Here is an 8,268-nt window from a genome sequence, read left to right as displayed (position 1 = left end):
CATTGAAAATAACAGAACCATTTCCGTTATTATTCGGGTGAGTGGTTGTGATAGTTGTTTGCCCGTAAATAAAACAGGAGAACAAACTAAACAAACCTACCCATAGTAATTTTGTCTTCATAAGTATTCAATAAATAGTTTGGTCTAATGTATCGAAAAAAGAATGGCGTATTTTGTTAATTGAACATTAAGGAGCTGTGATCTAACGGATTGCTTGTTTTAAGAAACGATTTACCTGTCAATATTGATTTATCAATAATATACGTGTTTTTGTACGAAAATTTAACATGAACGGTTTGAGGAGTGGATAAACGGCTGAAAGCCCCTGAAACAGTGCAAAGACGTTTTTTTATGGAAGGTCTGTTGTGAGAGTGAGGGGAAATTGAATATTTTTGCTTCTTATGAAGTTGAACGGAAAAACAGCTCTTGTTTCAGGGAGCACACAAGGTATTGGGAAAGCAGTAGCCCTTAAATTAGCTGAAATGGGAGCTAAAGTGGTGCTTTTGGCCCGAAATGAAGAAAAATTGAAGGCTGTCCTGAAGGAGTTGAGCACTGAAAATCAACAAAATCATGAATACCTGGTGGCAGATTTTGCCGATCCTTCCGGGTTGAAACAAAAGATAGAAGGGTATCTTTCTAACGGAAACCGAATAGACATTTTAGTGAATAACACAGGCGGACCAAAAGCTGGACTTGCTATTGACGCCGATATCAGCGAATTTTTGGCAGCATTCAATCAGCACCTGATTTGCAATCACATCCTTGTTCAGGCATTGGTTCCGGGAATGAAACAGCTTGGAGGAGGAAGAATCATCAACGTTATTTCTACGAGTGTAAAACAACCGCTTCCGGGATTGGGAGTGTCCAATACGATCAGAGGTGCAGTTGGAAACTGGAGCAAAACTTTGGCAAACGAATTGGGTCAATTCAATATCACCGTAAATAACGTACTTCCCGGGGCAACGAATACGACGCGCTTGCAGGAAATTGCTTCTAATAAATCCAACAAAACCGGTGATTCCGTAGATTCAATCTTTGAAGAAATGGCAGATGAGTCGCCAATGAAACGGATTGCTCAACCGGAAGAAATTGCTGCTGCTGTTGTTTTCTTAGCGTCTCCCGATGCGAGTTACATCAATGGAATCAATATTCCTGTTGACGGGGGAAGAACAAAATCACTTTAGAACATTGACGTGACCAATGATAGTATCTTCGATATTTGATTTGGTCACATACTTAATCTTATAGGTGTAAGTTCCGTCCGGAACCAACAAATCTTTATAAGTTCCATCCCATTCCCACCGGATGCTGGTAGAATGAAATACTTCCTGTCCCCAGCGGTCATAGATAAATACTTCCGTTTCCTTGATTCCGATCATGGAAGCCTTGAAGGTATTGTTGAACAGGTTGCCATCCGGAGTAAAGGTATTCGGAACATAAATCCACCATTCTTCTTCAATGGTAATTGGTTTAACAACCGTGTCTTTACATCCGATAGCATTGGTCGCAATCAATGTGACATAATATGTACCCGGAACATCATAGGTATTATTCGGGTGAACCAATGTTGAAGTCTGGCCGTCGCCGAATTCCCAATGATACGTGTTTCCGCCTACCGTCAGGTTCTGGAATGTAATCGGTAAATCTTCGAACAATACATTACTGGAGATGGCGAAGTCCGCTACCGGAACAGTGACATTGACTGTTGTAGTTCCTTCTACCGTAAAGGTTTGACATTCGTCGGACACAGATACTGTGTAAGAGGTTGTTGTATATGGATGAACAAAAACCTGTGCTGTTGTTTCTCCGCTGTGCAGCCAATTGTAGAAATACTGACCGTAACCTCCTGTTGCAGTCACGCTGATCGGAACGGTGTCTCCCGGACAAATCAACTGATTTGGCGACATGGTCAATAAAAGCGGCGGACTTGTAATAGTATACATCACGCTGTCAATGGCAGAAACACCGCATTGATCTGTAACTTCTACGTAATACATCGTGCTGGTGCTCGGAATCACGTCCAGCGTATCATTTGTGCCAAGAACAGTTCCGTTTGCCAAATGCCAGGAATAAACAAAATTTCCTGCACCACCACTCACCTGTACGGTCAATTGTTTCGGAACGTACGGGCATATTTCAGTGATATCCGGTGTTGTAACCATCGCAATCGGTTGATAAACCGGCACTGTAACGGTTGCTGTAGCTGTAACCGTCTGGTGTAAACATGCATCCGTTACTGAAACGGTGTAAATTTGAGTTGCTGTAGGATTTACTGTAATGGATGGGGTTGTTTCACCCGTACTCCAAACAATGGTATAAGGTCCTGATCCGCCACCCGGTACTGCTGTCAAAACCGCTTCATCCTGCGGACAAAGTTTATCTACAGAATTCACCGTGACTTCAACCGGCTGGATATCGCCGATTTGAAGATTAAGCATAAAAGGACTTAAGTTTCCACAGGCATCCAGGGTCTGAAAATCAAGATTGATTGTCTCAATTCCTTCCGCAATTCCATCTGCAAAGGCACTGAAATTAAAGCTAATCGTTGTTTGGCCAGGGTTGAAAGTAACGGAATTCGGAATGTTGCTGTAATCTACTCCTTCAGTAGCCGTACCCGAAACAATAATCGGAATAGTCAATGATTGTGAAATACCGGTTGTGCGGGTAAGTGTTACGGTTGTATTTACGCAACCTTCCGCCATGGTTTTACCGTCGTTGAACGGATCTGAAGACATGGTATATTTGATTTCAACCGGAGCTTTTGATGTTAAACTATTTGCTTCCAGGAAAATTCCCGAGTCAAAAATTCCATCTCCAACGTCAGCAATTGCAATGATCAAATGGTATGTTTTACCACATTGAACTTTTGAGACTGCTTCCAGCACTTTGGTGAATCCGTCGTATTGAATATATGCCGAAGAACTGTTGTACGGAGATTGACTTCCGTTTCCGTTCGGTACAAAGTATTGTGGATTGACTGCTCCGATCGGAGTTACTCCCGGTGCGGGAGAAGATGTTCCGTTGTTTACATTATTGATCGTAACCGGAACTCCGCTTGGAAGGCGTGCAATGTTTTGGGCTCCGCTGATTCCGGGACCTGAAATGAAGAATGCGAAAACGTCGTTGAATTGAGAACCGACATATTCGGGATATTCTTCCGAACCGAAAACATATTTAAACCGAACGGTGTCGGCATAAGGAATAAAATCAAATTCAAGAATGGAAGCGTTGTAGGTGCTTGTTCCGCCAACCAGGTTTGAAAGTGCTCCGAATCCGGGCGTACCGTTATCAACACCTGAGTTTGCCTGGTTATTTGGTCCTTGTGGTCCGTTTCCGTTATTGGCAATTGTTCCGGTTGTGATGACCACTCCGGATTGAATTCCAAGGTTCGTTCCGTTTGCCGTGAATCTTCCGATTGCGCCACCGGAACCTGAAAAGTTAATATTGGAAACAGTTACTCCCGGACCTAAAAGTGTATTTTGTACTAATGAAGCAGGACTTTGAGGGGATGTGATCAACTGACCCATCACGGATAAAGGAAAAAAGAAGAGTATCGTCCAAATTAGCTTCATATCATTCTAATAACGCCCATTTTAGGGAATAGTTGTTTCTTCAATTACAAAAAGCGAACCAAAATGGAAATATACTGATTAAACGGTAGGAATCAATGATTTATCCGTGAAAAAATCATAAAAATGAGAGCTTGTCCTGCGATTGATATCATCAACAGTTTGAATGGTGGTTATAACTGTAGACAAAGCCGGACGTAATATTACGTCATTGATTGATAACTGAATTTTCAAAATGAACCCGGAAAATCAGGGAAACAGGTTGGTTTTTTAGTTGTTTTCAACGGGCGTAATTTCGCAATATTACGCCCGGAATCAACAGCATTTTGTTACGGGATCTAGCTAAAAATTCCCTGCAATCCGCACAAGTTGGCATAAGTTCCTCCCAAAGCAATCAAATCGGCGTGTTTTCCGCGTTCAATGATCTGTCCTTTCGACAATACCAAAATTTCATCGGCATTGATAATCGTGCTCATTCTATGGGCTATAATCAAGGAAGTTCTGTCTTTCATCAAATCATCCAGAGCTCCCTGAACAATGCGTTCGCTTTCCGTGTCAAGCGCAGAGGTTGCTTCGTCCAGGATCAAAATGGAAGGATCTTTCAGAACGGCACGTGCGATACTCAAACGCTGTTTTTGTCCACCTGAAAGTTTGTTTCCGCGTTCTCCGATTACCGTATCGTACCCGTGTTCAAGCTGTTCGATGAAGTTGTGCGCATGGGCAATTTTAGCCGCCTGGATAATGGTTTCCATCGAAACATCGTCTCTTCCGAAAGCAATATTGTTTCGAACCGTGTCATTGAACAGGATGGATTCCTGTGAAACAATCCCGATGTTTTTATGCAGATCTTCCAGTTTGTATTCTTTGAGGTTGATGCCATCAATGTAAATGGCGCCTTCATTCACGTCGTAGAAACGCGGGAGTAAATCTGCAATCGTTGATTTTCCGCTTCCGGATTCTCCAACCAAAGCAATGGTTTTACCGCGTTTTAATTCAAAGTGAATGTTCTTTAAAACCCATTCGTCTTTGTATTTGAAACTTACACCATCCAGTTTGATTTCGTCTTTCAGTCCGTGAAGTTCTTTCGGAGTTTCTACTTCGTAAATGCTCTCATTCGTATTTAAAATCTCGTTGATCCGGTCCATCGAAGGCTCTGCTTTGTTGAGGTTTCCGATCGCAGTTGCAATTCCCTGGATGGGCCGCAACAATTGTGAAAACACGATGATGAAAGTAATAAACTCGGCTCCTCCGAGCATGTCGTCATCGCCGTTCAGAATCATGGTTCCTCCGAACCAGACCAGGCAGATCATCACCGTTGCACCCAGGAATTCGTTCAATAACGGAGACAAATCGCCGCGTCTGAATGTTCCGGTGTTTAGTTGCTGCAACCTCAAATTCACTTTTCTGAAACGCTCTACCACAAAAGGAATCGCGTTAAATGCTTTGATGACTTTAATTCCTCCCATGGATTCTTCCAAAATCGAAAACACGAGACTCGTTTGCTCTTGTCCTGCTTTTGCAGTTTTTTTCAGACTTTTCCCGATCCTGGAAATAACGAAGGCAGAAATGGGAAGGAGTACAAATGAAATCAGGGTCAATTTCGGGCTGATATAAATCAACGAAGCAATCGAGACGATGATGGCAAAAGGTTCGCGGAAAACCAATTCCAAAACGGCAATTACGGCTAATTCAATTTCTCTTACGTCGCTGTTGATCCGCGCCATTAAATCTCCTTTTCGCTGTTCGGTATAAAAACTCAGGGGAAGTTTCATCGCTTTGGAAAAAAGCTGATCCCGCAGGTCTCTCACTACCGCCATGCGCAATTGGGATTGATGCCAGATTGCACCGTAACGAAATAAATTTTTCAGGAAAAACGCAGCGATTACGGAAACACATACGAATAACAATGCTTCTTTGGGATTGGCTTTCACCATTTCATTCATGGTATAATTGTACCAATCCTTGCAGTAAGTGAAAAAGTTGATAAAACCACCATGATAATGAGGTTCAGCCAGATCAGCAGCTTCATTTACCTTGAAAATCAGTTGCAGAAACGGGATGAAAAGGATCAGGGACAGCAAGTTGAAAATGACGTACAATAAGTTGTAAATGATTGTCAATATTGCCAATACCTTATAGGAAAAGGTATATTTATAAAATACGATTAATGATTTCATGTGCTACAAAGATATGTTTTTGTTGTCCTTTGTGTATGAACGAGTTTACAATTCTTAACTTTGCAGTATGAGTTCTATTAGACAAAACCGAATTGAGGGGGTAATTCAAGAAGAATTAGCGACTTATTTTCAACGCAATGCAAGTGAAATCTGCCTTGGGGCAATGGTCAGTGTAACGATCGTCCGGGTAACTTCCGATCTGTCATTGGCGCGCATTTATCTTTCTGTTTTTGCAGGTCCGGATAAAAAGGACGTTTTGAATAACATTCAGCAAAATTCACGTAAAATCCGTGGCGAAGTAGGAAAACGCCTGAAAAATATGCACAAGATTCCGGAGCTTCAGTTTTACATTGATGACTCATTGGATTATGCGGAAACGATCAATAAACTATTGAAAGATTAAAGTTTCGTTCTTCATAGCAAGAAGGTATCTTCGATATACGAGGAAGCAGCGAAACCTGGTGAGTTGGATCACCCGGATTTCTGTTTCCGGAATTGCGGTTATCACAGCCGCTCTTGTGATCATATTGTCTGCATTTAACGGAATCGAGCAAATGGTTTCCAAGTTGTATTCGGATTATGATCCTGCAATTACGATGCGTTCACTAAAGGGTAAAACCTTTGATTCCACCGCAGTCAATCTGAATGAATTGCGTGCCATTCCCGGAGTTATTTCCTTGTCCAAAGCCATTGAAGAAACGGTGATTGTGAAACATGGAAAAAAATGGGTTAATGCACGCATGGTCGGAGTTGATTTTTCATTCGTGGATGCCTGTCAGCTGGAAAAACACATGGTAGACGGCTATCCGAACCTGGAAGAAAACGGTGAACCAACTGCTGTGATCGGCGCTTCTTTACTGGATAAAATAGACGGTTACATTTCAGAATTGGACGGTTACGAAGAATTGATTTTGTATACGCCGCTCCGGGATGCGTCGATGGCGCGTTTGAAAAGTCCGTTTAAAGTTTCCCCGCTTAAAGTGGTGGGAAGAATGAATTACAATAAAGACATCAACATGTCTGATTTGCTGGTTCCGATCTATTTTGCGGAAGTACAGCTGAATTACGACACCGATATTACCGCGATTTATTTCCATGTAGCGAAAAAGGATATTCCGGCAGTAAAATCCGTGTTGGAAAAACGCTTTGGGAACAAATTCCGGATCAAAACTGCTGCGGAAAAGAACGAGCTTATTTTTAAAACCAGCGAAAGCGAGAAGAAAATCGTGGTGCTAATCCTGCTGTTTATTTTTGTTTTGGCAGCCTTTAACCTGGTGGCTTCTTTGAATATGTTGTTCATTGAAAAGAAAGAAAACATTGAAACGATGGAACGTTTCGGGGCTACCAAGCGCTTTGTGTTCCAGATTTTCTTCTTTGAAGGGATTTTGATTGCAGTGAAAGGAATCATCATCGGGTTGGTTTTGGGGATTGGAGTGTGCTTGCTACAGGTGTATTTCGGTTTGCTGAAAATGCCGAATTCCGGTAATGAAGCTTTCCCGATTATTTTGCAGGTGAAAGATGTGCTGTTTATTTTGGGAACAGTGATTTTGCTGAGTGTTTTGTCGGCCTACTTTCCGGTGCGCTACCTGGTTCGTAAAACGATTAGCTGATTCGGGGAACACTTCTCTTTTTAGATTCAAAAATGCCTTTTTGCCAGTTTGCCAAATGGCAACCAATTACCAGGGTATATTTTTTAAAAGCACCCGGTTTTATTCGTTTGCCCGGTATTTACGCAACCCGATAATCGTAATATCATCCGTCTGCTCATGCCCTTCAGACCAGTTCGACCAGGCATTTTCAAAGTACTTCTTCTGCAAAGGCATCGATTCGACTTTGATCTTTTCCAATAACTCCTTGATGCGTTTGAACGAGAATTTCTTGTTCCGGATTGATCCGAATTGTTTTTGGAAACCATCCGTAATTAAGTACAGCTGATCTTCGTCTGCCAGGGAAACGCTGATTTTATTATAAATAAGCGACTCCGCATCGGCATCCTTTTTAGTAGACCGGTAAAGCAGAAACTCTTCCTCATGAATGTGAATGAGTGAAACGCCGCTGGTTGCAAATTCCAGGTTGTCTTTTTCGAAAACAGCCACCAGTGCATCCATTCCTTCTGCGGTTAAAGTATTCCTTCCGTGATTCAACAGCTTATGAAGTTCATAATTCAGATCATTTAAAATCTGTGCCGGATCATCCACTTTTCGCTCAATAACAATCTGATTCAGGAGGTTGATTCCCAAAATCGTCATAAATGCTCCTGGAACTCCATGACCGGTACAATCTGCCAAAACCAGGATGAGTTTATCGCCTACCCGGTGAGTCCAGTAAAAATCACCGCTTACAATATCTTTGGGTTTGAAGATCAGGAAATGATCCTCAAAATGATTCCCTATTTCAGAGGCTTTTGGCAATAAGCTGTACTGAATGCGTTTCGCAGAATTGATACTGGAAGTAATGTCCTTGTTTTGTTGTTCGATCAGTAATTCATTCGCTCTTTTTTCCGTGATATCACGAGCCAGAGC

General features: G+C 42.0%; 6 protein-coding genes. 3 read left to right on the top strand and 3 right to left on the bottom strand.

The window, feature by feature from the left end:
• The first annotated feature begins 401 nt into the window (after nt 1-401).
• On the top strand, nt 402-1,184 hold the full coding sequence (locus tag Q1V93_RS05195; protein WP_300662430.1) for an SDR family oxidoreductase: 783 nt from the start codon (nt 402-404) through the stop codon (nt 1,182-1,184).
• Here the strand turns inward: Q1V93_RS05195 and Q1V93_RS05190 are convergent.
• Together Q1V93_RS05190 and Q1V93_RS05185 are read right to left on the bottom strand one after the other, a co-directional pair.
• Nucleotides 1,176-3,572, bottom strand: coding sequence for a choice-of-anchor L domain-containing protein (locus Q1V93_RS05190; protein WP_300662427.1), 2,397 nt, complete (start codon nt 3,570-3,572; stop codon nt 1,176-1,178). The genes Q1V93_RS05195 and Q1V93_RS05190 overlap by 9 nt on opposite strands.
• A gap of 335 nt (nt 3,573-3,907) precedes the next feature.
• Nucleotides 3,908-5,746 carry an ABC transporter ATP-binding protein gene (locus Q1V93_RS05185; protein ID WP_300662424.1) on the bottom strand — a complete coding sequence of 613 codons (1,839 nt, stop codon included), beginning with the start codon at nt 5,744-5,746 and terminating at the stop codon, nt 3,908-3,910.
• A 67-nt stretch (nt 5,747-5,813) separates the two neighbouring features.
• Between Q1V93_RS05185 and rbfA the strand changes: the two genes are divergently transcribed.
• Together rbfA and Q1V93_RS05175 are read left to right on the top strand one after the other, a co-directional pair.
• Nucleotides 5,814-6,149: a 30S ribosome-binding factor RbfA gene (gene rbfA, locus Q1V93_RS05180; RefSeq protein ID WP_124746974.1), complete on the top strand. Its 336-nt coding sequence runs from the start codon at nt 5,814-5,816 to the stop codon at nt 6,147-6,149.
• A 58-nt stretch (nt 6,150-6,207) separates the two neighbouring features.
• A complete protein-coding gene (locus tag Q1V93_RS05175; protein ID WP_300662419.1) occupies nt 6,208-7,356 on the top strand; it encodes an FtsX-like permease family protein in 1,149 nt (382 codons plus the stop codon).
• A 99-nt stretch (nt 7,357-7,455) separates the two neighbouring features.
• On the opposite strand, the gene Q1V93_RS05170 is transcribed toward Q1V93_RS05175, so the two are convergent.
• Nucleotides 7,456-8,268: SpoIIE family protein phosphatase (locus Q1V93_RS05170; RefSeq protein WP_300662416.1), on the bottom strand; the 813-nt coding region annotated here is incomplete at its 5' end.

This window comes from Fluviicola sp. (assembly GCF_030151805.1).
Taxonomy (GTDB): Bacteria; Bacteroidota; Bacteroidia; order Flavobacteriales_D; family Crocinitomicaceae; genus Fluviicola.
This window is presented reverse-complemented; position numbering and strand designations above follow the sequence as displayed.